Source organism: Streptomyces sp. NBC_00461 (assembly GCF_036013935.1).
In the GTDB taxonomy this organism is placed as follows: Bacteria; Actinomycetota; Actinomycetes; order Streptomycetales; family Streptomycetaceae; genus Streptomyces.
On sequence record NZ_CP107902.1, the window covers coordinates 8713098 to 8736125 of the forward strand.

At 70.8% G+C, this 23028-nt stretch carries 22 protein-coding genes and 1 pseudogene; 15 read left to right on the forward strand and 8 right to left on the reverse strand.

Translation table 11 applies throughout. The features are described from left to right. Positions 1-197 precede the first annotated feature (197 nt). A complete protein-coding gene (locus tag OG870_RS40320; protein WP_266529022.1) occupies positions 198-374 on the forward strand; it encodes a hypothetical protein in 177 nt (58 codons plus the stop codon). A 56-nt stretch (positions 375-430) separates the two neighbouring features. Continuing rightward, on the forward strand, positions 431-913 hold the full coding sequence (locus OG870_RS40325; protein ID WP_266591912.1) for a GNAT family N-acetyltransferase: 483 nt from the start codon (positions 431-433) through the stop codon (positions 911-913). Positions 914-993: 80 nt separating this feature from the next. On the opposite strand, the gene OG870_RS40330 is transcribed toward OG870_RS40325, so the two are convergent. Continuing rightward, positions 994-2343, reverse strand: coding sequence for an amidase (locus tag OG870_RS40330; RefSeq protein ID WP_266842625.1), 1350 nt, complete (start codon positions 2341-2343; stop codon positions 994-996). Between the two features lie 259 nt (positions 2344-2602). Here OG870_RS40330 and OG870_RS40335 point away from each other — a divergent pair, with 259 nt between their 5' ends. Together OG870_RS40335 and OG870_RS40340 are read left to right on the forward strand one after the other, a co-directional pair. Next, on the forward strand, positions 2603-4957 hold the full coding sequence (locus tag OG870_RS40335; protein ID WP_327692001.1) for an alpha-L-fucosidase: 2355 nt from the start codon (positions 2603-2605) through the stop codon (positions 4955-4957). Between the two features lie 157 nt (positions 4958-5114). Then, a pseudogene (locus OG870_RS40340) lies at positions 5115-5753 on the forward strand (glycosyl hydrolase family 20); the annotation flags it as partial. Positions 5754-5885: 132 nt separating this feature from the next. On the opposite strand, the gene OG870_RS40345 reads toward OG870_RS40340, so the two are convergent. The 4 genes from OG870_RS40345 to OG870_RS40360 all read right to left on the reverse strand — a co-directional run bounded on the left by OG870_RS40345 (position 5886) and on the right by OG870_RS40360 (position 8325). Next, the gene (locus OG870_RS40345) at positions 5886-6494 is read right to left on the reverse strand and encodes a DedA family protein (RefSeq protein ID WP_266591915.1); all 609 of its coding nucleotides are present in this window, start codon (positions 6492-6494) and stop codon (positions 5886-5888) included. A gap of 47 nt (positions 6495-6541) precedes the next feature. After that, entirely contained in the window at positions 6542-6952 is a 411-nt protein-coding gene (locus tag OG870_RS40350) for a MaoC/PaaZ C-terminal domain-containing protein (protein WP_266591916.1), read from the reverse strand. A 64-nt stretch (positions 6953-7016) separates the two neighbouring features. After that, positions 7017-7922: a helix-turn-helix domain-containing protein gene (locus tag OG870_RS40355; protein ID WP_266529004.1), complete on the reverse strand. Its 906-nt coding sequence runs from the start codon at positions 7920-7922 to the stop codon at positions 7017-7019. 160 nt (positions 7923-8082) lie between these two features. Then, positions 8083-8325 (reverse strand): DUF397 domain-containing protein, encoded by a 243-nt coding sequence (locus OG870_RS40360; protein ID WP_266591917.1) that lies wholly within the window; start codon positions 8323-8325, stop codon positions 8083-8085. A 228-nt stretch (positions 8326-8553) separates the two neighbouring features. Between OG870_RS40360 and OG870_RS40365 the strand changes: the two genes are divergently transcribed. Then, the gene (locus OG870_RS40365) at positions 8554-9102 is read left to right on the forward strand and encodes an ATP-binding protein (protein WP_266591918.1); all 549 of its coding nucleotides are present in this window, start codon (positions 8554-8556) and stop codon (positions 9100-9102) included. Between the two features lie 19 nt (positions 9103-9121). On the opposite strand, the gene OG870_RS40370 is transcribed toward OG870_RS40365, so the two are convergent. Next, positions 9122-9925, reverse strand: a complete 804-nt coding sequence (locus OG870_RS40370) for an SAM-dependent methyltransferase (RefSeq protein WP_266528996.1) — start codon at positions 9923-9925, stop codon at positions 9122-9124. A gap of 165 nt (positions 9926-10090) precedes the next feature. Here OG870_RS40370 and OG870_RS48325 point away from each other — a divergent pair, with 165 nt between their 5' ends. Then, complete coding sequence (locus tag OG870_RS48325) at positions 10091-10480, forward strand: serine hydrolase (RefSeq protein WP_353962345.1); 390 nt, start codon at positions 10091-10093, stop codon at positions 10478-10480. On the opposite strand, the gene OG870_RS40375 is transcribed toward OG870_RS48325, so the two are convergent. After that, complete coding sequence (locus tag OG870_RS40375) at positions 10378-11106, reverse strand: FadR/GntR family transcriptional regulator (RefSeq protein WP_266591919.1); 729 nt, start codon at positions 11104-11106, stop codon at positions 10378-10380. The two genes, OG870_RS48325 and OG870_RS40375, sit on opposite strands and share 103 nt — an antisense overlap. A gap of 180 nt (positions 11107-11286) precedes the next feature. Here OG870_RS40375 and OG870_RS40380 point away from each other — a divergent pair, with 180 nt between their 5' ends. From OG870_RS40380 to OG870_RS40415, 8 genes are read left to right on the forward strand one after another with little or no spacing between them, the layout of a single operon-like run. Continuing rightward, on the forward strand, positions 11287-12375 hold the full coding sequence (locus OG870_RS40380; protein WP_266591920.1) for a sugar ABC transporter substrate-binding protein: 1089 nt from the start codon (positions 11287-11289) through the stop codon (positions 12373-12375). Next, a complete protein-coding gene (locus OG870_RS40385; protein ID WP_266591921.1) occupies positions 12372-13976 on the forward strand; it encodes a sugar ABC transporter ATP-binding protein in 1605 nt (534 codons plus the stop codon). The genes OG870_RS40380 and OG870_RS40385 overlap by 4 nt, the downstream gene beginning before the upstream one ends. Then, positions 13969-14997, forward strand: coding sequence for an ABC transporter permease (locus tag OG870_RS40390; protein WP_266528987.1), 1029 nt, complete (start codon positions 13969-13971; stop codon positions 14995-14997). The genes OG870_RS40385 and OG870_RS40390 overlap by 8 nt, the downstream gene beginning before the upstream one ends. A gap of 39 nt (positions 14998-15036) precedes the next feature. Continuing rightward, positions 15037-16386: an L-fuconate dehydratase gene (locus OG870_RS40395; protein WP_266528985.1), complete on the forward strand. Its 1350-nt coding sequence runs from the start codon at positions 15037-15039 to the stop codon at positions 16384-16386. Beyond that, positions 16383-17138, forward strand: a complete 756-nt coding sequence (locus tag OG870_RS40400) for an SDR family NAD(P)-dependent oxidoreductase (RefSeq protein ID WP_266591922.1) — start codon at positions 16383-16385, stop codon at positions 17136-17138. Before OG870_RS40395 ends, OG870_RS40400 begins: the two co-directional genes overlap by 4 nt. Further along, positions 17135-18121, forward strand: a complete 987-nt coding sequence (locus OG870_RS40405) for an aldo/keto reductase (protein WP_266842614.1) — start codon at positions 17135-17137, stop codon at positions 18119-18121. The genes OG870_RS40400 and OG870_RS40405 overlap by 4 nt, the downstream gene beginning before the upstream one ends. Beyond that, positions 18118-18432, forward strand: a complete 315-nt coding sequence (locus OG870_RS40410) for an L-rhamnose mutarotase (protein WP_266591924.1) — start codon at positions 18118-18120, stop codon at positions 18430-18432. Before OG870_RS40405 ends, OG870_RS40410 begins: the two co-directional genes overlap by 4 nt. Continuing rightward, a complete protein-coding gene (locus tag OG870_RS40415) occupies positions 18429-19262 on the forward strand; it encodes an amidohydrolase family protein (protein WP_266591925.1) in 834 nt (277 codons plus the stop codon). Before OG870_RS40410 ends, OG870_RS40415 begins: the two co-directional genes overlap by 4 nt. A gap of 26 nt (positions 19263-19288) precedes the next feature. Here OG870_RS40415 and OG870_RS40420 read toward each other — a convergent pair whose 3' ends face one another. Further along, on the reverse strand, positions 19289-20710 hold the full coding sequence (locus OG870_RS40420; protein WP_266842612.1) for a lipase maturation factor family protein: 1422 nt from the start codon (positions 20708-20710) through the stop codon (positions 19289-19291). A 200-nt stretch (positions 20711-20910) separates the two neighbouring features. Here OG870_RS40420 and OG870_RS40425 point away from each other — a divergent pair, with 200 nt between their 5' ends. After that, the gene (locus OG870_RS40425) at positions 20911-22998 is read left to right on the forward strand and encodes a SpoIIE family protein phosphatase (RefSeq protein WP_266591927.1); all 2088 of its coding nucleotides are present in this window, start codon (positions 20911-20913) and stop codon (positions 22996-22998) included. The last annotated feature ends 30 nt before the right edge of the window (positions 22999-23028 follow it).

Below are 23028 nucleotides of genomic sequence, written 5' to 3' on the forward strand. Positions count from 1 at the left end.
ACGGGCAGCATCACCGGGTCCCACCCACACCCACGTCCGTCCCGGGGCAAGCCGGTTCACAGCGGCCTGTTCACGCACGAGTTACCGGCGCCACCGCGTCCGAACTGCTTTCGACTCACACCCGAGCGGGCGTCAGGCGCCGGACCGCAGAGTGACCGGCCAGCCCCGAGGGTGACCCGACACATAAGGAGTGCGCGGTGACACCAGAGAAGACGAATCGCGAACAGCGCCCCAAGGAACGCACGGAGCGCGGCGCCGGCCACCGGCCCGGCGAGATCGGCAGCCTGGACGTGTGGGCCCGGTCCGCCCCGATCCGCCTGGCAGGTTACGAGGACGACCTGGCCGAGCCTCACATCCTGCCCAGCGTGGACTGAGCCACCGGCAGGACTCTCGCGATCGCCGACGGCATGGGCGTGCGACACTCACGCCCATGCAGATCAGAGAAGCCGCGTCCGACGACTGGCCGCGGATCTGGCCTTTCTGGCACCGCGTCGTCGCCTCCGGCGAGACGTACACCTGGGACCCGGACACCTCCGAGGAGGCTGCCCGGGTCCTTTGGATGAATCCGGCCAAACGCGTCTACGTCGTCGAGGACGACACCCGCGCGATCGTCGCCTCGGCCTACGTCACCCCCAACTACGGAGGCCCCGCGGCCCGCGTCGCCAACGCCGGCTTCATGGTCGACCCCGACCGGGCCGGCCGCGGCATCGGCCGCGCCCTCGCCGAGCATGTCCTGACCGCCGCCAAGGCCGACGGATACGACGCGATGGTCTTCAACGCCGTTGTCGAGACCAACCCCGCCGTCCGGCTGTGGACGTCGCTGGGCTTCACGATCCTGGGCACGGTGCCGGACGCGTTCGAGCATCCGCGGCACGGCCGGGTGGGGCTGCACATCATGTACCGGGCGCTCTGAGCGGGCCAAGAGCGCGGCACGCGTGAGCACGACGGTCGGGCCCGGGACGACTCAAAGCCGGTGCACGGATTGAGATCAAGCTAGTCCAACGGTGCCGTCCGCCGCCACGGATGCAGCTTCTCCAGCTGCTCCGCGAGGTCCAGCAGCAGTGCCTCCGCGCCCGGGCGGCCCACCAGTTGGACGGCGCAGGGGGCGCCGGACGGCAGGGCGCCGAAGGGGAGGGACAGGGCCGGCCAGCCGGTGAGGTTCCACGGCGGGGTCAGGGGCGAGTACGTGGTGTTGGCGAGGAGATTGGGAAGCCAGCCGCGTTCGTGCCAGGCCACGGACTTGGGGGAGCGGCGGGCGAGCGTGGGCGTGAGCAGGACGTCGTACTCGGCGAGGAACGGCTCCAGGCGGCGGCGCAGTCGGTCCCGGCTTTCGCTGGTGCGGACGCTGCTCACGAAGCGGCGGCCGACGGCGGCGTGCACCCGGGTGCGGCGGGTGAGCAGGCGCGGGTCCAGGCCCGCCGCGTCCACCGCGGTGCCCGCCGTCCAGTGGGCGAGGGACGTCGTGCTCAGGGAGAGCGGGTAGGGCGGGTCGGCGCGGCGGACCTGGTGCCCGGCCTTGATCAGGGCGGCGCCCGCGTCACGGGCCGCGGTCGTGTACGGCTTGGTGATCGTGACGCCGAGCAGGGGGCTGCGCAGCGATACGGCGATCTTGCGCATGGCGGGCTCGGACGGTCGTACCGCGTCGGTGCCGGCGTCCGCCAGGATCGACAGCATCAGGCGGGCGTCCTCGACCGTGGTGGCGAGCGGACCGTTCTCGGACATGCCGAACCAGTCGCCCTCGCCGATGCCCGCCGGGACCACGCCGTGGCCCGGCTTGATGGTGACGAGACCGCAGTTGGCGGCCGGGATGCGCAGCGAGCCCATCCCGTCGTTGCCGAGTGCGATCGGCACCAGCCCCGCGGCGACCGCGGCCGCGCTGCCGCCCGAGGAGCCGCCCGCCGTGCGTGTCAGGTCCCAGGGGTTGCGGGAGGTCCCGTGCACACCCTCGGTGGTGCCGAAGACGCACAGCTCGGGCACGTTCGTCAGACCCACGACCACCGCGCCCGCCGCCCGCAGCCGGGCCACCGTCACGTGGTCCTCATCGGCGGGCTTGTCCGGCGTCGCGGCGGAGCCGACGCGGTTGGACTCGCCGCGTACGGCGAGGTTGTCCTTGACGGCCACCGGCACGCCGGCCAGCGGCAGTTCGGCGACATCGGCGCGGGAGGCCACCTCGTCCGCCTCGGCGAGCGCCGCCCGGGCCCGCACCACGCGGAAGGCTCCGACACGGGCGTCGAGCCGCTCGATCCGCTCCAGGTGCTCGGCCACCACCTCCCGCGGCGTGGCCCGCTTCTCGCGTACGGCGGCGGCGATCTCGGCAGCGGTCCGGCCGACCCAGCTGGTCACGGGGGCTCCTCGGGAGTGCGGTGAGCGGGCTACTCGTGAGTATGGGAGCACTCTGCCCGGCGGCGGCCCCGCCGTCGAGACCATCGGGTCTTGGACATTCGGGCGGCTCTTCTTGGACTTTTCGCGGGGTGGCTGCGGGGCGCTCGCCCCTGACCTGTAGGTCATCCGATCACTGGGGCAACTGCTGTGCGTGCACGCCTCATTGACAGGACTTCACCGCTCACTCAATGATCAGACATCCGATGAATTGGAGCCGCTCATGAGTCCGTATCCAAGACGTCAGGTCCTGGGCGCCGCAGTGGCGGTCACCGCCTCGACCGCCCTTCCCCTCACCACGGCGACCGGGGCGCATGCCGCCGAGCCCGTCGACGCCCAGGCCGCCGGACGGCACTGGGTCCCCGTCCCCGACCCGGTCCCCGTTCCGCTCGACAGCCTCTACGACAACGACGGCATCGACACCGCCTCCGCCCGCGGCGGCGACTTCGACGGCTCCGGCTACACGTTCCCGGGCGAGGAACTCCCCACGGGCCGCATCGAGGTCGACGGGATCCCCTTCCTCTTCCCGGCCCCGACGGCGGGCGCCAAGAACAACGTCGTCGCGCTCGGTCAGCGCATCGACCTGCCGAAGGGCCGCTATCTGTCGGCCGTCTTCCTCACCGCCGGCAGCTACGGCGACGCCACGGGCCGGGCGACCGTCCACTACGCGGACGGCTCGACGACCACCGCCGGCCTCGGCGGCGCCGACTGGTACGCGGCGGGCGGCTCCCTGTCCGCGCCCTACCGCTACAAGCCGGACGGCACCAAGGACGAGCACGCCGTCGGCATCGGCACCTCGGAGGTGTGGACCGACCCGAAGCGCGAGGCCATCGCCATCACCCTGCCGGTCACCGGCCCGGCCGAGGCCGGCAAGGTCTCCCTGCACGTCTTCGCGCTGTCCCTCCAACCCGTCGCCCAAGGACGGGCGTTGGCCCTGCGCGACGCCCGCTCCACCAACTCCCTGATGGAGTCCACCGGCGCCCAGAGCGTCGAGGCCACCGTGGTCAACGCGGGTACCGTCGCGATCCTGACCGGCGACGACGTGTCCGTACGCGTCGACGTCCCCGGCGCCCGCACCGTCGAACCCGCCCGCATCCACCGCCTCGACCCCGGCGAACAGGCCCGCGTCCGCGTCGGCATCCGCAACCGCACGGGCACCGCTCCCGGAACACAGCAGGACGGCTCGGTGAGCGTCAGCGGCCGGGGCTCCCAAGCGGCGGCGCGAAACAGCCGGTTGACGCTCGGCGTCGCCGACTACCGGCCCACCGAGGCCTCCCTGGCCGGCCACCAGGCGCCGTACTGGTTCAACGGCGCCAAGTTCGGCATCTTCATCCACTGGGGCGTCTACTCGGTGCCCGCCTGGGCGCCGGTCGGCAAGCAGTACGCCGAGTGGTACTGGGACCAGATGCAGGACCCGGTCAACCCCACCCACGCCCACCACCGGGACACCTACGGCGAGGACTTCGGCTACGACGACTTCATCCCGCGCTTCACCGCCGAGAGGTTCGACCCGCGGGCGTGGGTCGAGCTGTTCCGGGACGCGGGCGCGCAGTACCACGTGCTGACCTCGAAGCATCACGAGGGCTTCGCCCTGTGGGACACCAAGGTCTCCGACCGCAACGCCGTGAAGCTGGGCCCGAAGCGGGACCTGGTCAAGGAGCTGTTCGAGGCGTCGAGGCGGTACGCCCCCGAACTCCACCGCGGTCTCTACTTCTCCATGCCGGAGTGGTTCAACCCCGACAACCCCTGGATGGGCCACGCGCCGCGCAACCCCTACACCCTCGACCCGGTCCCCTACACGGGATACACCGCGGGCAAGGACTATGTGAGGGACTACCAGGCCCCGCAGATGCTGGAGCTGATCCACGGCTACGACCCGGAACTCATCTGGTGCGACATCGGCGGCGTGAACGACAGCCTCCACGTCCTCGCCGAGTACTTCAACCACGCCAAGAACCGTGCCCGTCCGACCGACGTGACCGTCAACAACCGCTCGGGCATCGGCTTCCACGACTTCACGACACCCGAGTACACGACGTACGAGAACACGGTCGTCGCCAAGTGGGAGTCCAGCCGCGGCCTCGATCCCTTCAGCTACGGCTACAACCACGAGACCCCCGACGATTCCTACATGACGACCGAGGAGGTCGTGCACAGTCTCGTCGACATCGTTTCCAAGAACGGCAACTTCCTGCTCGACATCGGTCCGCGCGCCGACGGCACCATCCCGGAGATCATGCAGACCCGGCTGCGCGAGACGGGCGCCTGGCTCGCGGTCAACGGCGAGGCGATCTACGACACGACGTACTGGTCGCGGATGGCGCAGCTCGGCGACGACCTGCGGTTCACGGTCCGCCCCGACAAGGCCTTCTACATCCACTCCCTGACCCGGCCGGGCGCGAAGCTCACCGTCGAGGCGCCGGTGCCGGTCCGCGCCGGCGACCGGGTGACGATGCTGGGCCACGACCGGCCCCTGACCTGGACCGTCAGCAACGGGGCACTGGTGATCGACGTACCCGAGGCAGCCCGTAGGGCGGGACGGCACGTGTGGGTGTTCGAGGTGCAGTGGCATGGCTGAGTTCAGAAAGAGACTGGTGCGGCTGCTCGGCCTCGCGGCGGCGCTGACGCTCCTCGTGGCGCCGACCTCGGCGGTCGCGCAGGACCAGGACAAAGCGCCGGTGACCGTACCGGCGCTGACCAACTGGACTGCTGAACAGGGAAGTTACCAGTACGGCACGAAGTCCCTGTACGACCAGAGTTGGGACCCGCGCGGCTTCGAGGGCGAGAAGCTCGCCTCCAGCAGGGGCGTCACCGGCGCGAAGATCAGCCTCTGGCCGGACAACGGCCGTGGCGAGACCGAGAACGAGGTCGCCGTCGGACTCTGGCCCGCGCTGCGGCACATCGCGCAGGCCACCTGGGGTGATCCCCGTCCCGACGCCACGTATGCCGGGTTCACGGCGCGCGGCACGGCCGTCGGGCACGCGCCCGGGTGGCGGGATCTGACGCGGCTTTCGGTGGCGGACGGCAGGTACACCTTCCGTACCGCTGGCAGGTCCTTCGAAGCGCAGGTCACCCGCACCGCCGACGGATACGCGAGCGTGCGTACGGCGGACGGCTGCCTGGAGGTGGGCGGCGGCAAGCTCACCCTCAACGTGCCGCTCCAGCCCGGCGTCGAGGCGACCGGGAAGACCTGCGACCCGGCCGACACCCTGCAGCGCTGGCAGTTGGCGCCCGCGTCCGGCGGCTTCCACCTGGTCGACGCGATCACGCAGATGGCGCTGACCGTGACGGACGACGGCCGGCTGGTGCACTACCCGCCGGACCGGGGCACCTCGGCCGTCTGGCACCTGACCGAGCCTGATGTGGGGAGTTGACCGGGGAGTCCGGGACGCCGTGCGGATCGCGTGGTGTGAGCCGTACCGATCAAGGGTCTGAGGGGGTATCAGCAACGAGGCGGTCACCGGGGTGTCGTCGCTCCGGTGACCGCCTCTTCGCCGAACGGTGCTTCAGGTGCGGGAGCGCCGGTGCCGGCGGATGCGCCAGACGACGAGAGCCACCAGGACGAGGGCGGCCGTGACCAGGGCGAGGGTTCGTCCGACCAGGCCCGCGGCGCGCTCGTAGGCGGCCCCCGCGGCATAGCCGACAAGGACGTTGCCGACGCCCCAGAGCAGGCCGCCGATGGCGTTGTAGAGCAGGAAGCGGCGGTACGGCATGTTCGACGCGCCCGCCAGTGCCGGGACGAGGGACCTCAGGAAGGCGAGGAAACGGCCGACGAAGACCGCGGCCGGACCGCGCCGGCGGATCAGGTCCCGTGCCTTGTCCACGCTCGCTGCCCGTCGGCGCAGGGGGCGGCTGCTCAGCAGCGGCGGTCCCAGGCGCCGGCCGATCTCGTAGCCGACGGTGTCCCCGGCGATCGCTGCGAGGACCACGGCGAGCGTCAGCCAGGCCAGGTCGACGTTGCCCCGCCGGGCCAGCACACCGCCGACGATCACGGCGGTCTCGCCGGGCAGCACGAACCCGAAGAACAGCGCGTCCTCGGCGAACACCAGGGCCACGATCACGACGTAGACCACGGGTCCGGACAGATCGGCGAGCCAGTCGACGAGCGCGTGCATCTGCCGCCTCCCTTCCGTTCCGGTGACGGGTCCGGTGACGGGTCCGCTTACGAGTACCCTTCGGAGGCGGCCTCGTCCGGGGCCGTCCGGCGCAGCACGAAGGTGACCGCGGTCATGGTCAGGACAGGCTCGCCGTGCTGGTTGAGCACCTCGATCCCGGTGTGGACGAGTCCGCGGTCCGGCTTGGAGCGGGAGACGCGGGCTCCAGGACGGTCACCGGGGCAGGTGTGCCGGCCGCCGGCGATCAGCCCCTGGTAGGGGCCCCGCAGCGCGGCCTGCGGATCGGTGTGGATGCCCTGCGGATCGACGGCGCGGGCGAAGCGGAGGATGTCCTCCTCCGTCATGGCGATGCTGCCGAGGAAGTAGACAGCACCCGGCACATAGTCCTCGAAGCGGCGGTCCTCGATGGGCACGGCGAAATCCACGTCGCCGATCGTGTTGGTCGTCGGTGCTGTCATGCGCGGCACGATAGCCGCCGGGCGGGGCGATCCCGGGGCACGACGGGCTCAGGTCGCGACGAGCTCAGGTCTGCTTCAGGACCTGTTCCAGGAAGGTCACCGAGTCCGCGGCCGGTGAGGCGACCAGGCTGAGGCGGTCCATGACCGCGAGATAGTGGTCGACCTCCTCGGGCTTGTCCAGGTACAGGGCGCTGGAGAGCTGCTCCAGGTAGACCACGTCGGGCAGGTCGGGCACCGGGAAGCGCAGCACGGTGATCGGGCCGCCGGCCGCCGCGTGGCCGCCGACGTGGAAGGGCAGCACCTGGAGGGTGACGTTCGGCAGGGCGGCCACCTCGATGAGGTGCTTGAGCTGGTCCCGCATCACGTCGGACCCGCCGAGCGGACGGCGCAGCGCCGCCTCGTCCACCACGACCCACAGCTTCGGCGAGCCAGGCTTGGCGAGCAGCTGCTGCCGGGTCATGCGCAGGTCGACGCGGCGCTGGATCGCGTCCGGGTCGGCGATGGCGTGGCCGAGCCGGATGACGGCTTCGGCGTACGCCGGGGTCTGCAACAGGCCCGGGATGAACTGGACTTCGTAGGTGCGGATGAGGGACGCGGCCTCCTCCATGCCGAGATGCTGCTCGAACCAGCTCGGGAAGGCGTCTCCGTACGCCCGCCACCAGCCCGGTTCGTTGGCGCGCCGCACCGAGTCGAGGAACTCCTGGCGCACGTCCGGGTCCTGGACGCCGTACAGGGTGAGCAGGTCGGCGATGTCGCGCTGTTTGAAGCCCACGCGGCCCAGTTCCATGCGGCAGAGCTTGGCGTCCGAGGCGCGTATGGCCGAAGCGGCCGTGTCCCGGCTGATGTTGAGGGATTCGCGCAGGCGGCGCAGCCGGGTGCCCAGCATGATGCGCTGCACGGTCGGCCCGCCCCGCTGCAGGCTCAGAACATCGGGAACGGAGGGAGCGGGTGCTGGTTGAACTGCCGTCATGGTCATCCCCTTGGCCGCCGCACCGGCTGCGTGTGCATGTGTTCGGGACTCAACCATGGAGGGTAGCACCGTGCCGCCGAACGGCTGCGGTGCGTGAAGTGGCCGGAAGGCGCCGATCGTTGACCAGCGCCTTCCGGCCGTCCGCGAGCGCTGCCCGACTTCAGCGGCCGGGGAGTAGGCCGTCGAAGTCGCCGTCCTTCACGCCGCGGACGAACGCGGAGATCTCGGCGCCCGTGTAGACGAGCGCGGGACCTTCGGGGTGGCGGGAGTTGCGTACGGCGACGCTGCCGTCCGGAAGTGTGGCGAGTTCGACGCAGTTGCCCTCGGGGTTGCTGTGATGGCTCTTGCGCCAGACCACTCCTCTGAACTCGGTGGCAGGCATGCCGTTGCTCACGTGCTGCATCTGAAAGCCTCTTTGAGACGAAGTCGCGGCTGGCTCTGCAATTGCATCTTCAATTGCATCCACGGGTGGTGTGCGGGACGATAGCGCCCGGCCCCCACCCTCGCAAGATCATCTGCAATTGCAGCGGTAATTGCCGATGCACTTGCGTGCGGACTGCTGGACGTAGCACGATACTTCGCACAGGTGTAGCGCTCGGTAGTTCTCTCCGCAGGGGTCCCAGGGGTCGCGATGTCCGCAGAGCAAGTCGCAGAACCGGCGAACCCCCCGCGTATCGAGGCGACTTGGGAATGGCTGTGCCGAGCCGTGGATCACATCGGCAGCCCCGCGCCCGGGCTCAGCTTTCCCCTCGCTCCCGCCTCCGCGGACGGCCTTGGGCCGGCCCACTGTGCGGTGCTCGTCGTCCCGCCCGTTCCCCAATCCGCCCACATCGCCCGCGACTTGATCAGACGGACGCTCGTCGACCGGGCCGCGCACGAACGCGTCGAGGACGTGGCGGTCACCGTGTCGGAACTGGTGAGCAACGCTCTGCGCTACGGCCGGGCGCCGGGCGCCGAGGGGGAGTTGCACCCGGCGCTGTGGCTCGCGTACTGGGACCACTGGTCGTGCGCGGTGTGTGCGGTGACCGACGACAGCGACCTGGTCCCCGTCCCCGTGGAGGCGGACGAACTCGCGGAGTCGGGACGGGGACTGCAGGTCGTCTCGGCGCTGAGCGACAGCTGGGGCTGGAACCCCCGGGCCGACGGCGGAAAGGTCGTCTGGGCCCTGTTCGGGCTCTGACGCCGCGGTCGGGATCCTCTCAGGCCTTGCGGCCGATACCGCAGATCGCGTCCACCTCGGAGGGTGAGCGGCCCACGTCGATGGGCTCGGGGTGCCACTGCGAGGTGGGAACGACCCCCGGTTCCACCAGTTCCAGCCCGTCGAAGTAGGCCGCGATCCGCTCGGGCCCGCGCAGATGGTACGAGCTGGCCGAGTTGGCGTTGTAGACGGAAATGGCCTGGTTGAGCGCCTCGTTGGTGTCGGTGCCGTCGCTCAGGGCGAGGTAGCTGCCCGCAGGCAGCGCGTCGAGGAAACGGGCCACGACGGCGCCCGGCTCGTCGGAGTCGGGGATCTGGCCCAGGATGCCGAGCATGGTCAGCGCCACCGGCCGGCTGAAGTCCAGGGTCCTGGCCGCCTCTTCGAGGATCCGCTCGGGCTCGCGCACATCGGCGTCGAGGTAGGCGCAGGCGCCCTGTGGGGTGCTGGTGAGCAGGGCCTGGGCGTGCACCAGCACCAGCGGGTCGTTGTCGACGTACACGATGCGGCTCTCGGGAGCGACGCGTTGCGCGACCTCGTGGGTGTTGTCGACCGTGGGCAGGCCGGTGCCGACGTCGAGGAACTGGCGGATCCCCGCCTCGGCGGCCAGATGGCGCACGGCCCGGACGAGGAAGCGCCGTTGAAGACGGGCGAGCAGCGCGATGTCCGGGAACATCTGGAGGATCATCTCGCCGGCCTGGCGGTCGGCGGCGTAGTTGTCCTTGCCGCCCAACAGGAAGTTCCACACACGGGCCGAATGCGGCCGGTCCAGCTGCAGCCGGTCGGCCAGCGGGTCTTCGGAGGTCATGGGCAAAGCCTCACATGAAGTAGGCGCCGGTGTCCGGCCGTTCATGCTGTTCGGCCCGCGGGCGCGCTGAGTCCGTCTCGCCGTCGTGCCGCCCCGGCCGGTGCCACCGCGTCAAACGGTCCGGAACGCTGTCGATACCGTGCCACTGTGAGTCTTGATGAGCTGATGGAAGAACAGACCAGTCTTCGCGATGTCCCGTCACCAGCCGCAGGTTCGTCGGTGGCGGGCGCACGCACGACGGCCACCCAAGGGCCGCCCGCGGTGACGGCGGAGTCGTGTTTCCGTATCGCGTCGCTGACGAAGGTCTTCACCTCCACGGCGCTGGTCCGCACGCTACGGGACAAGGGCGTCCCGTTGGGCACACCCGTCGTCGAACTGCTTCCCGCACTCGCGCCGGACTGGCGGGCCGATAAGAGCCTCACCATCGAGCAGATCCTCGTGGAGCGGCCCGCTCACGCCCCGACCTGCGCCCGCAGCCACTCCTCCACTTCCCCTACATGTGCGGCCGCCGCCGCTCGGGCCGCCTCCGGGTCGTGGGCCACCAGGGCCCGGTAGATCGCCGCGTGCTCGCGGCGGGTACGGGCGAAGGCGCCCTCCTCCTGGTAGCCGCGCCACACGCGGGCGCGGAAGGTGCGTGAGGACAGGCCCTCCAGGATGGCGGCCATGGTCTCGTTGCCCGCGGCCGTCGCGATCTCGCGGTGGAAGGCGAGGTCGTGGGCGAGGATCTCCTCGGGGTCGTCGGTGGCATTCATCGCCGTGAGGTGCTTCTCGACCTCGGCCAGCTGGTCGGGCGTGATGCGGGCCGCCGCCAGCGCGGTCGCCGTCGACTCCAGGATGCGGCGCACCTCCAGCAGCTCCACCAGGCGCGGGCCCCGGGAGAGGTCGGCGACCACGCCGAAGGTCTCCAGCAGGTCGCCGGCTTCCAGCTGGGTGACGTAGATGCCGGAGCCGTGCCGGGCCTCCAGGACGCCGAGCACGGTGAGGGCGCGGATCGCCTCGCGCATCGAGCTGCGGGAGATGCCCAGCTGCACCGCGAGGTCGCGTTCGGTGGGCAGTCGCTGGCCGGGCTCCAGACGGCCCCCCGCGATCATGGCCTTGATCTGCTCGATGGCGCGCTGCGTCACCGTGCCCTTCTGCGGAGCGGGCCTGGTCTCGGTCTCCCCGGCCAGGGTCTCGTCCATGCCCACTCCTTCAGTCGCCGGTGCGCCGCAGTCTAACTGTGAAGGTGGTAGGACCACTATGGCTCGAAATCGCGAAAATCCGGCGCCGGCGGGTGTTGTTCGACGGAAGTGGTCTGATAAGTATGCGTGCAACTGCTCGATCACCGTCAATCTCGATCACGCTCGACGAGGAGCTGACAGATGCCCGGCAGCACTGCGCGGAACAACGGACGACACGGCAGGCGACTCTCCTCGTGGGCGGTGCGCACGACGGCCACGGCAGCCGTGGCCACCCTCGCGCTCACGGCATGCGGTAGTACGAAGGACACCGGTTCCGGCAGTACGGGAGGCGGCGGCACCGGCAAGGTCGGGGTGATCCTGCCCCTGCTGACCTCGCCGTTCTGGCAGTCGTACAACGACTACGTGCCGAAGATGGCGAAGTCGCAGGGCGTCGAGACGCTCAAGACGGTCAACTCCAACAGCGACCCCTCGCAGCAGATCACCGACATCAACAACCAGCTCAACCAGGGCGTGAAGGGCCTGGTCGTGGCCCCGCTGGACAGCGCAGCCATCGAGGCCGGCCTCGACCAGGCCGATCGCAAGGGTGTGCCCGTGGTCGCCGTCGACGTGGCACCGGACAAGGGCAAGGTCGCCATGGTCGTACGCGCCGACAACGTCGCGTACGGCACCAAGGCCTGCGACTACCTCGGCGGGCACATCACCAGAGGCAAGGTCGTGCAGGTCATGGGCGACCTGGCCTCGGTCAACGGCCGGGACCGCTCCGAGGCCTTCCGTGCCTGCGTGAAGAAGAAGTATCCGGGGCTCAAGGTCCTGGAGATCCCCGCCAAGTGGGAGTCGGACACCGCGGCCTCCAAGCTCGACACACTCCTCAACGCCAACCCCGACATCAAGGGCATCTACCTGCAGGCCGGCGGCGTCTACCTGGCGCCGACCCTGCAGACCCTGAAGTCGAAGGGGATGCTGAAGAAGACCGGCACCGCGGGCCACATCACCATCGTCTCCAACGACGGCATCCCGCAGGAGTTCGACGCCATCCGCAAGGGCCAGATCGACGCGACCGTCTCCCAGCCCGCCGACGCCTACGCCAAGTACGGCCTGTACTACATCAAGGCGGCGATGGAGGGGAAGACCTTCAAGCCGGGCCCGACCGACCACGACTCGACGATCGTCAAGCTGCCCAACGGCATCCTTGAGGACCAGCTGCCCGCCCCGCTGGTCACGAAGGACAACGTCGACGACCCCAAGCTCTGGGGCAACACGGTCAAATGAGCCTCCAGGAAAGCCAGTTGGTGCCCCTGGTCGAGGCGCGGGGCATCGTCAGGCGCTACGGCCCCATCACCGCCCTCGCGGACGGCCGGCTCACCGTGCTGCCCGGCGAGTCACACGCCCTCGTCGGACGCAACGGCGCCGGCAAGTCGACCCTGGTCAACGTCCTCACCGGGCTCCAGGCGCCCGACGAGGGCACGGTCCGCTTCGACGGCGAGCCCGCGCCCCCGCTCGCCGACCGGGACGCCTGGCGCCGCAAGGTCGCCTGCGTCTACCAACACCCCACCCTCGTTCCGGAATTCACGGTTGCCGAAAATCTCTTCATGGCGGAGATTCACACCGCCAAGTCGACAAGGTTCAGATCCAGGGGCGGCCGGGGGTCCGGGGGTTGTCCCCCGGATGAACACAGCATCAACCGGCAGCCGCTCAGCCGCGGCTTCATCAGCTGGCGCCGGCTCAGGACCGAGGCCGCCGCGCTCCTCGACACCTGGGACGTGCGCGTCGACCCGGAGGCACGCACGGCCGACCTCAAGGTCGAGGACCGCCAGATGGTGGAGATCGCCCGGGCGCTCAGCTTCGGCGCCCGCTTCATCATCCTCGACGAGCCGACCGCCCAGCTCGACAACCGCGAGATCGAGCGGCTCTTCGACCGTATGCGCGCACTGCAGGACTCCGGCGTCACCTTCCTGTTCATCTCGCACCACCTCCAGGAGGTGTACGAGGTCTGCCAGACCGTCACCGTGCTGCGCGACGCCCGCTGGATCACCACGGCGCCCGTCGCCGACCTGCCCAGGGCGGCCCTGGTGGAGGCGATGGCGGGGGAGAGCCTGGAGACGATCGCCGAACAGGCCGTGCAGGAACAGATCGTCGACGACGACGCCCCCGTCCTGCTCGACGCCCGCGGGCTCACCTCGGACACGTACGAGAACGTCGACCTGACCGTCCGGCGCGGCGAGGTGCTCGGGCTCGCCGGCTCCAGCGCCAGCGGCAAGATCGAGTTGGCGGAGGCCTTCGCGGGCCTGCGCACACCCACCGGAGGAACCGCCCGACTCGACGGCGAACAGCTGCAGTTCGGGTCGGTGCAGGCCGCCCTGAAGGCAGGAATCGGCTGCGTCCCGCGCGACCGGCACGGGCAGGGCCTGGTCCGCGGGATGACGATCGGCGACAACACCACCATGAGCGTCCTGGACCGGCTCGGCCGCTTCGGCTTCATCGGCACCGACCGCAAGCGGGGCTTCGCCACCGAGCTGATCGACCGGCTCGACATCCACGCCGAGGGCCCCGAGCAGCCGGTCTCCGAGCTCTCGGGCGGCAACGCGCAGAAGGTCGTCATGGCCCGCGCCCTCGCCTCCGACCCGCGGCTGCTCGTCCTGATCAACCCCACCGCGGGCGTCGACGTGAAGTCCAAGGAGTCCCTGCTCGCCCGCGTGGACACCGCCCGTGAGGACGGCACCGCGGTCCTGGTCGTCTCCGACGAACTCGACGACCTCAGGCGCTGCGACCGCGTCCTCGTCCTCTTCCACGGCCGCGTCGTCGCCGAGCATCCGGCGGGCTGGCGCGACCACGAGCTGATCGCCTCCATCGAAGGAGTGGACCATGGCTGACACCAAGGCGGCCGAGCCCCTCTCGCCGTCGAAGGCTCCCGCTGCGCGGTCGGCCAGGACGGTGCTGCTGCGCCGGGCCCGCGAACTGGCCCTCGTACCGGCCCTGTTGGCGCTGTTGGTGCTCGGCGCGGTGGTCAACGACTCCTTCCTCACCGAGCGCAACCTGATCTCGATCCTGGGCGCCTCCGCCGCGCTCGCCATGGTCGTCCTCGCCGAGTCCCTGGTGTTGATCACCGGCAAGTTCGACCTGTCCCTGGAGTCGGTCGTCGGCATCGCGCCCGCCGTGGGCGCGCTGCTCGTCCTGCCCGCCGCGCAGTCCGGTTGGGGCACCGAACTCCCCTCCTGGCTGGCCCTGTTGGCGATCCTCGTGGTGGGCGGGGCGGTCGGCGCCTTCAACGGTGTCCTGGTCGTCAAGTTCAAGCTGAACGCGTTCATCGTGACCCTCGCGATGCTGATCGTCCTGCGCGGACTGCTGGTCGGCGCGACCAAGGGCAAGACGCTGTTCGGCATGCCCGACAGCTTCTACTCCCTGGCGACGAGCACCTTCCTGACCGTCCCGATGTCGGTGTGGCTCGCGGCGGTCGCCTTCGCCGTCGCCGGGGTCGTGCTGAAGTACCACCGCGTCGGACGCGCCCTGTACGCCATCGGCGGCAACGCGGACGCCGCCCGCGCGGCCGGCATCCGCGTCGAGCGCGTCATGCTCGGCGTGTTCGTCGTCGCCGGCGTCCTCGCCTCGGTCGGCGGGATCATGCAGACCGGGTACGTCGGCGCGATCAGCGCCAACCAGGGCAACAACATGATCTTCACCGTGTTCGCGGCGGCGGTCATCGGCGGCATCAGCCTGGACGGCGGCAAGGGCACCATGTTCGGCGCCCTGACCGGCGTACTCCTGCTGGGTGTCGTACAGAACCTGCTCACCCTCGCCCAGGTGCCGTCCTTCTGGATCCAGGCCATCTACGGCGGAATCATCCTGGTCGCCCTCATGATCGCCCGTGTGACGACGGGACGGGCCCAGGACTGACCCCCTCCGCCCGACCTGCCACCGACCGAAAGGCCCCCTGTGTCCCTGACGCCCGGCCCCTCCTGCCGCATCCTGGCGGTCGACACCTATGACGTCCGTTTCCCGACCTCGCGCGAACTCGACGGCTCCGACGCGATGAATCCGGACCCCGACTACTCGGCCGCGTACGTCGTGCTGCGTACCGATGCCGAGGAGGGGCCGGAGGGGCACGGCTTCACCTTCACCATCGGGCGGGGCAACGAGGTCCAGGTCGCCGCGATCCACGCGCTGCGCCACCATGTGGTCGGACGGTCCGTCGACGAGGTGTGCGCCGACCCGGGGGCCCTGTACCGGGATCTCGTCGGGGACAGTCAGCTGCGCTGGCTCGGACCCGAGAAGGGCGTGATGCACATGGCGATCGGCGCGGTGGTCAACGCCGCGTGGGACCTGGCGGCCAAGCGGGCGGACAAGCCGCTGTGGCGGCTGCTCGCCGAGGCCGACCCCGAGTGGCTGGTCGGGCAGATCGACTTCCGCTACCTCACGGACGCGCTCACGCCCCAGGAGGCGCTGGAGATCCTGCGCCGGGGCAGGCCCGGCGCACAGGAGCGCACGGCCCGACTGCTGGAGCGCGGATATCCCGGCTATACGACCTCTGCAGGCTGGCTCGGCTACAGCGACGAGAAACTCACTCGGCTCGCCGCCCAGGCGATCGCCGACGGCTTCACTCAGATCAAGCTCAAGGTCGGCGCGGACCTCGACGACGACATACGCCGCTGCCGGGTCGCCCGCTCCGTCGTCGGACCGGACATCCGTATCGCGATCGACGCCAACCAGCGCTGGGGCGTCGACGAGGCTGTCCGCTGGACCAAGGCGCTGGCCGAGTTCGACCCGTACTGGATCGAGGAGCCCACCAGCCCCGACGACGTCCTCGGTCATGCGGCGATCCGCAAGGCGGTCGCACCGGTCAAGGTCGCGACCGGCGAGCACGTGCAGAACCGGATCGTGTTCAAGCAGCTCCTGCAGGCCGGTGCCCTCGACGTCCTCCAGATCGACGCGGCCCGCGTCGGCGGCGTCAACGAGAACCTCGCGATCCTGCTGCTGGCCGCCAAGTTCGGCGTGCCGGTCTGCCCGCACGCGGGCGGCGTGGGCCTGTGCGAACTCGTCCAGCACCTGTCGATGTTCGACTACGTGGCGGTCTCCGGCACCATGGACGACCGGGTGATCGAGTACGTCGACCATCTGCACGACCACTTCCTCGACCCGGTGGTGATCCACGAGGGTCACTACACGGCACCCACCGCGCCGGGCTTCTCGGCCGCCATGCGGCCCGAGTCCATCACGCGCTACACCTTCCCCGGCGGCACCTTCTGGGCCGCCGACCTCGACCACAAGAACGGACGGGCGGCATGAGCGACTTCGAGGGGCTCAAGGCCCTGGTCACGGGCGGAGCCTCGGGCATCGGACGGGCGACGGCCGAACTCCTCGCCGCCCGCGGCGCCCAGGTAGCCGTCCTCGACCTCGACCCCACCTCGGTCGACAAGCCGCTGCTCGCCTACCGGGCCGACGTCGCCGACGACGCGGCGGTGCGCGAGGCGGTGGCGGCCGCCGCGGCCGAACTCGGCGGCCTGGACGTCCTGGTCAACAACGCGGGCGTCGGAGCCCAGGGCACCGTCGAGGACAACGACGACGCCGAATGGCACCGCGTCCTCGACGTCGACGTCGTCGGCATGGTCCGCGTCGCCCGCGCCGCCCTGCCGCACCTGCGCCGCTCCGAGCACGCGGCCATCGTCAACACCTGCTCCATCGTCGCCACCGCGGGCCTGCCGCAGCGGGCGCTGTACAGCGCGGCCAAGGGCGCGGTCTACTCCCTCACCCTCGCCATGGCCGCCGACCACGTCCGCGAAGGCATCCGCGTCAACTGCGTCAACCCCGGCACGGCGGACACTCCGTGGGTCAGCCGACTGCTCGACGCCGCCCCCGACCCCGCCGCGGAACGCGCAGCCCTGGAGGCCCGCCAGCCCACCGGCCGCCTCGTCAGCGCCGCCGAAGTCGCGGGCGCCATCGCCTACTTGGCGAGCCCGCTGTCCGGCGCCACCACCGGCACCTCACTCGCCGTCGACGGCGGCATGCAGGGCCTGCGCCTGAGGCCGGTGGGCCGGTGAAGCGCCTCGGCGGCAGCGGGGTCGAGGTCAGCGCGCTGGCCTTCGGCGGCGCCGGCATCGGCAACCTCTACGCGGAACTGAGCGACGAGGAGGCCCACCAGGCCATCGAGACCGCCTGGGACGAGGGCATCCGGTACTTCGACACGGCCCCGCACTACGGCCTCGGCCTGTCCGAACGCCGCCTCGGCGCCGCCCTGCGCACTCGCCCCCGTACCGCCTACACGATCTCCACCAAGGTGGGCCGCCGCCTGGAGCCGTCCGACGCGGGCGGCGACGACCTGGCGGACGGCTTCGCCGTGCCCGCCACCCACCGCCGCGTGTGGGACTTCAGCGCCGACGGCGTACGCCGCAGCCTCGACGCCAGCCTGGAACGCCTCGGCCTCGACCGCGTCGACGTCGTCTACCTCCACGACCCCGACGACCACGCGGAACAGGCCTTCCGGGAGGGCTATCCGGCGCTGGAGAAGCTGCGCGCGGAAGGCGTCGTGGGCGCGATCGGCGCCGGCATGAACCAGGCCGAGATGCTCACCCGCTTCGTCCGGGACACCGACGTGGACGTGGTGCTGTGCGCCGGCCGCTACACGCTGCTCGACCAGCGGGCCCTGACCGAACTGCTGCCCGCCGCCCAGGAGCGAGGCACCTCGGTGGTGATCGGCGGCGCCTTCAACTCCGGCCTGCTGGCCGACCCGCAGTCCGCGGCGACGTACGACTACGCCGTGGCGCCGGCCGAGATACTGCAGCGCGCCCTGCACCTGCAGTCCGTGGCCGAGCGCCACGGCACGCACCTGCGCGCCGCTGCCCTCGCCTTCTGCGCCGCCCATCCGGCGGTGGCCGGCGTCCTGGTCGGCGCGCGCACCCCGGACCAGGTCCACGACTGCGCCGAACAGTTCGCCGCACACGTACCCGCATCCTTCTGGCAGGAGCTCCGCGACACCGGCCTCCTGCCCGCCGCCGCCCCCGTACCCGTCGAGGAACCGTCATGAGAGTCGCCCTGCACACCACGGTCCGCGCGGACCGGATCGCCGAGTACGAGGCCGCGCACCGGGAGGTCCCGATGGAGCTGACGGACGCGATCCGTGCGGCCGGCGTCACCTCGTGGACGATCTGGCGCAGCAGTACCGACCTCTTCCATGTCCTGGAGTGCGAGGACTACGGCCGCCTCCTGGCGGAGCTGGAGAAGCTCCCGGTCAACGTCACCTGGCAGGCGCGGATGGCGGAGCTGCTGGACGTGGTGCACGACTACTCCGACGAGGGCACGGCCGCGGGCCTGCCCGTCGTGTGGGAGCTGCCATGACGGTGGACGCGCACCACCACGTGTGGGACCTGTCGGTCAGGGACCAGTCCTGGATCCCCGAACTCAGCCCGCTGCGCCGGAACTTCACCCTCACCGACCTCGTCCCCGAGGCACGCGCGGCCGGAGTCGACCGTACGGTCCTCGTCCAGACCGTCACCGTGCCGGAGGAAACCCCGGAGTTCCTGGAACTGGCCGCCTCGCACGACCTGATCGCCGGCGTGGTCGGCTGGACCGACCTCACCCGCCCGGACATCGCCGAGGAACTCGCCCGCCTGCGCGAACTCCCCGGCGGCCGGCACCTCAAGGGCATCCGCCACCAGGTCCAGGGCGAGGCCGACCCCCAGTGGCTGCTTCGCCCGGACGTACTCCGGGGCCTGGCAGCCGTGGCCGAGGCGGGCCTGGTCCACGACCTTGTCGTCCTCCCGCACCAGCTGCCCGCCTGTGCCGAGGCCGCCGCCACCCTGCCCCAACTCGCCTTCGTCCTCGACCACTTGGGCAAGCCGCCGATCGCCTCCGGCGCCCTGAAACCCTGGGCCCCCGACCTCCACGCCCTCGCCGCTCTCCCCAACACCTACGCCAAGCTCTCCGGCCTGATCACCGAGGCGGACCCCGACTCCTGGAGCGTGGAAGACCTCCGCCCGTACACCGAGACGGCCCTGGAGGCCTTCGGTCCGCACCGTCTGATGTTCGGCTCGGACTGGCCGGTGTGCACCGCGACGGCGACGTACGGCGAAGTGCTGTCCCTGACAAGGGAGTTGACGAGAGGTCTCGACGCGGAGGAACGCGCGGACGTCTTCGACGGCACGGCGACACGGGTGTACGGCCTTTGATGCGCGGTGGCCCGTCGCGCCGGACTTCAGCCGCGCCGGGCCACCCCCTCAAGCCGCGTCGGCGGAAGATACTCCCGCACATACGTCCGCTCCCAGCAGGCGCCCGTCTCCCGTAGCTCGCGCCAGCTCGTGTACCGGTAGCGGAAGAGGCGGGCGCGGATGTAGCGGGGCGGCGCGTCGGGCGGGAACGGGGACCGGCGCAGCAGCCGCAGCGTGTCTCGGTCGTTCTCCAGCAGCCGTTCCACCAGGGCGCCGAACCACGCCCCGGCGTACGAGGGCGAGAGCGCGGCGAACCACATCAGCCAGTCGAGGCGCAGGTGGTACGGCGCGAACTGGCGCGGCCAGCGCCGTGGATCGCCCGGCTTGCCCTTGAACTCGTACTCGCGCCAGTCCGATTCCTCGTGCGGCACGGCGTCGTCCGTGCCCTCGATCACCACCTCGTACCGCTGCCGGCTGACGCTGCCGAACGCGCCGTAGGTGTTCACCAGGTGGAGTGGGTCGAAGGAGCGGTTCATGACCTGGCGGCGGGAGAGCATGTTGCGGACCGGCTGGTAGCTGAGGGCGAGGAGCAGCGCGGCGACCGCGAGGACCACGACCTCGTACCAGAGGGGGGCGCCGGGCACGGACGGCGCGTCGGCCGGGAGCCCGAGCGCCGAGACGGCGAGTACGACGGTGATCCAGTTCAGCCAGGCGAAGTTGCCCGACAACACCAGCCACAGCTGGGTGACGATCATCAGGGAGGCTGCGGCCGTGGCGACCGGCTGGGGAGTGAACAGCAGTACGGGGACGAGGAGTTGGGTGACGTGGTTGGCGGCCACCTCGACGCGGTGCAGGGGCCGCGGGAGGTGGTGGAAGAACCAGCTCAGGGGACCCGGCATCGGCTGCGTCTCGTGGTGGTAGTCCAGGCACGTCAGCTTCCGCCAGCACGCGTCGCCGCGCATCTTGATCAGGCCCGCGCCGAACTCCACCCGGAACAGGATCCAGCGCAGCAGGAACAGGACCACGATCGGCGGGGCCACGTCGTCGTTGCCGAGGAAGACGGCCAGGAAGCCCACTTCCAGCAGCAGGGACTCCCAGCCGAAGGCGTACCAGGTCTGGCCGACGTTCACGATCGACAGGTACAGCGCCCACGGGATCAGCCACAGCGACATCCCCGCCCCGAGGGGGAGCCGGGAGTCCAGCCCGGCGATCAGCGTCGCCGAGACGGCGCAGCCCGTCCAGCAGCAGGCCGCGAAGAAGCGGTCCGAGTAGTGGAGTTGGAACAGGCTCGGCGCCTGCCTGAAGCGGACCCGGTCGACGAAGCGGGGGACCGGCAGCATGCCCCGCTCACCGATCAGCGCCCGGAACTGCCGCGCCGCCGTCAGGAACGCCACGAGGTACAGGCCGGCGAGAGCCCGCTGGAAGACCAGCCGGCTCCACCAGTACTCGGGTGCGGTGAACCAGTCCACGGCCGTGCGCTCCTCACTCCACATTGTCGCGCCGAACCCTATGTCACGCTCCGTGTGTCCCCCTTCCGCTTCCGTAACCCAGGGGAGCGAAGCGGCCACCGGTGTCGTGGACGGCTGACCACCGATGCGCGACCGGGGAGCCTGGAATTTCTCCCTGCTCCCCGGTCGAAGAATCGGGTGAAGCCTGGCAAGGTGGGCCCATGGTTGATCGGGGCGTGAGCGCCCTGCCTCTCCCGGACGACTGGCCCGCCCACCCGGATCCGATCCTGGCGCTCAACCTCATGGGCAGCTTCGACTGGGACCTGGACAGCGGTCTGTTCCACATGGACGCCCAGGCCCACGAGGTCTTCGACCTGCGCCCGGACGAGTACGACGGCCACCCCGACTCCCTTTCCGTACGGGTGCCCAGATCCGAGGGCTACCGGCTCGACGGGCTGGTCGCGCAGGCCATGAAGGACGGCAGCGAGAACTACGGCGCCTACTTCCGCATCCGCCGCCGCGACGGCACCCTGCGCTGGACCCACACCCAGGGCTACATCCGGCGCGACGAGACGGGCCGTCCGCGCCGCATCATCGGCATCGTCCGGGACGCCACCCAGGAACTGGGCGACAGCGAGGCCCGCCGCGAGCAGGCCGCCCAGGACGCGGCCCGGCGCGAGCAGACCAACGTCGTCCAGCTCACCACGGCCGCCCTCGCGCACGCCCGCACCGTCCAGGACGTCATCGACGTGGTCAAGGACACGCACGGCCTCACCCATCTGGGCGCCACCAGCCTGGTCATGGGCCTGGTCGAGGCCGGCCGCATCCGGCTGATCGCGGAGGGCCCGGCGGGCAGCTTCGTCCCCGGCACTCTCATCACCCGCATCGACGAGCCCTACCCGATGAGCGAGGCCGTACGGACCCTCACGCCCTGCTTCATCGAGTCGCCGGAGGAGTTCGCCGAGCGCTATCCCCTGCTGTGGCCGCACATCACCGACCTCAAGATCACCTCGGCCGCCTATCTGCCGCTGATCGTCCAGGCCCGGCCGATCGGCGCGATGGGCCTGCTCTACAACGACCGGCGCGGTTTTTCCACCGAGGACCGCAACGTGCTGCTCGCCCTCGGCAGCAGCATCGCGCAGAGCCTGCAGCGGGCCACCTTCTACGAGCAGGAGAAGGACCTGGCCACCGGTCTCCAGCAGGCGATGCTGCCGCGCACCATCCCGAGCGTCCGCGGCGCCGACGTCGCCGTCCGCTACCGCGCCGGTACCGCCGCGGGCTCCCTGGCCCGGGACATCGGCGGCGACTGGTACGACCTGATCCCGCTGCCCGGCGGCAAGGTCGGCGCCGTCATCGGCGACGTCCAGGGCCACGACACGCACGCCGCCGCCGTCATGGGCCAGCTGCGCATCGTCCTGCGCGCCTACGCCGCCGAGGGGCACACCCCCGCCACCGTCATGGCCCGCGCCTCCGTCTTCCTCCACGAACTCGACACGGACCGCTTCGCGACCTGCCTGTACGCGGAGGCCGACCTGTCCACCGGGGTGGTCCAGGTCGTCCGCGCCGGACACATCGACCCGCTGATCCGGAGCACGGACGGCAGTTGCCGTCGCGTCGCGGTCCCCGGCGGACTGCCGCTCGGTCTGTCCGCCGAGTTCGGGAGCCTCGAGTACCCGGTCGGCACCCTGGAGCTCGACCCCGGCAACACGCTGCTGCTGTGCACCGACGGCCTGGTCGAACAGCCCGGCGCGGATCTGGACGAGGGCGTGCAGGTCCTCACCGCGCTCATCGCCTCAGGACCGGACGACGTACGGGACCTCGCGGACTGCCTCATCGACGTGGCCGAGGAACGCGGCGGCGACGACGACGTGGCGCTGCTCCTGCTGCGCCGCCGCGCCCTGGACACCGCGCAGCCCGGCGGCCGGCTCCAGCAGCACGTGGCACCCGGCGACCCCGAGGCCCTCACCCAGGCCCGGCACATGATCCGGGCCGCGGTCCGTGCCTGGGGCGCCAAGGAGCGCGCCGACGAGATCGAGCTGGTCGCCGACGAGATGATCACCAACGCGCTGATGCACACCGAGGGCTCCGCGATCGTGACCCTCAGGGTCCTCGGCGGCAGCGACCGCCGCCTGCGGGTCGAGGTCGAGGACTCCTCCAGCGCCCTGCCGCGCCGCCGCGAGGCGGGGGAGTCGGGCGTCTCCGGGCGGGGTCTGCTCCTGGTCGACCTGCTCACGGACGTGTGGGGCGTGGAGGCGCGGGGCGGCGGCAAGTGCGTGTGGTGCGAGTTCATGGTCCCCGGACTCGACTGACCCCCCTGGCACTGTCGGTGCCGGATGGCA